Origin of the sequence: Streptomyces sp. DT190 (assembly GCF_049846985.1) — a bacterium.
In the GTDB taxonomy this organism is placed as follows: domain Bacteria; phylum Actinomycetota; class Actinomycetes; order Streptomycetales; family Streptomycetaceae; genus Streptomyces.
Window position 1 is genome coordinate 1 of sequence record NZ_JBNCNM010000059.1, and the last position, 1508, is coordinate 1508.

Below are 1508 nucleotides of genomic sequence, written 5' to 3' on the forward strand. Positions count from 1 at the left end.
GTGATCGGTCCGTAGGTGGAGCCCCAGCCGAGGACGAGGGTGCCCGCGCCGTCCGGGTCGTCCACCGTCAGGTCCGGGACGTCGATGCCGTCCACCTTCGCCTGCCGGGTGCGCACCATGAAGTCGTGGTTGGCCGGGGCGTAGGAGATGTTGCCCGTGCCGTCCTCCTTCTCGATGCCGCCGATCCGGTGCTCCAGACCCGGCGTGCCCGGGATCGCCCACGGGCGGGCCAGCGTCTGCGGGTCCCGCTTGTACGGCCAGAACACCTCGGTGCCGTCGTCCAGCGTGTGGTTCGGGCCCTGCGCGAACTGCACCGCGAGGTCGGGCAGCTCCTCCAGGTCCGGGATCCGCCAGGGCTCGGAGCCGTTGGCCAGATAGCCGTCGGAGAGCAGGAACACCGGCGTGCGGTACGTCAGCGCGATCCGCGCCGCCTCCAGCGCGGCGTCGAAGCAGTCCGCCGGCGTGCGCGGCGCGACCACCGGCACCGGGGCCTCGCCGTTGCGCCCGTACATCGCCTGCAGCAGGTCCGCCTGCTCGGTCTTGGTGGGCAGGCCCGTCGAGGGGCCGCCGCGCTGGATGTCCACGATCAGCAGCGGCAGCTCCAGGGAGACCGCCAGGCCGATCGTCTCCGACTTCAGCGCCACGCCCGGGCCGCTCGTCGTGGTCACGGCCAGCGAACCGCCGAACGCCGCGCCCAGCGCCGCCCCGATCCCGGCGATCTCGTCCTCGGCCTGGAAGGTGCGCACCCCGAAGTTCTTGTGCCGGCTCAGCTCGTGCAGGATGTCGGAGGCCGGGGTGATCGGGTACGAGCCCAGATACAGCGGCAGGTCCGCCTGCCGCGAGGCGGCGATCAGGCCGTAGGACAGGGCGAGGTTGCCGGAGATGTTGCGGTAGACACCCGGCGGGAACGCCGTCGCCGCCGGCGCGACCTCGTAGGAGACCGCGAAGTCCTCCGTCGTCTCGCCGAAGTTCCACCCCGCCCGGAACGCGGCGATGTTGGCCGCCGCGATGCCGGGCTTCTTCGCGAACTTCGACTTCAGGAACTTCTCCGTGCCCTCCGTGGGCCGGTGGTACATCCAGCTCAGCAGACCCAGCGCGAACATGTTCTTGCTGCGCTCGGCCTCCTTGCGGGTGAGGTCGAACTCCTTGAGGGCCTCCACGGTCAGCGTGGTCAGCGGCACCGGGTGCAGGTGGTAGCCGTCCAGCGACCCGTCCTCCAGCGGGGACGTCTCGTAGCCGACCTTCTGCATCGCCCGCTTGGTGAACTCGTCCGTGTTGACGATCACTTCCGCGCCGCGCGGCAGGTCGGCGATGTTCGCCTTCAGCGCCGCCGGATTCATCGCCACCAGCACGTTCGGCGCGTCCCCGGGCGTGAGGATGTCGTGGTCGGCGAAGTGCAGCTGGAAGGACGACACCCCCGGCAGCGTCCCGGCGGGCGCCCTGATCTCGGCCGGGAAGTTCGGCAGGGTCGACAGGTCGTTGCCGAACGACGCGGTCTCCGAGGTGAA

Annotated in this window: 1 protein-coding gene; it reads right to left on the reverse strand. The window is 70.8% G+C overall.

The features are described 5' to 3' along the window. Positions 1-1508 (reverse strand): 2-oxoacid:acceptor oxidoreductase subunit alpha (locus tag ACPXCS_RS39565; RefSeq protein ID WP_425971247.1); only part of this gene is annotated, 1508 nt, incomplete at both ends.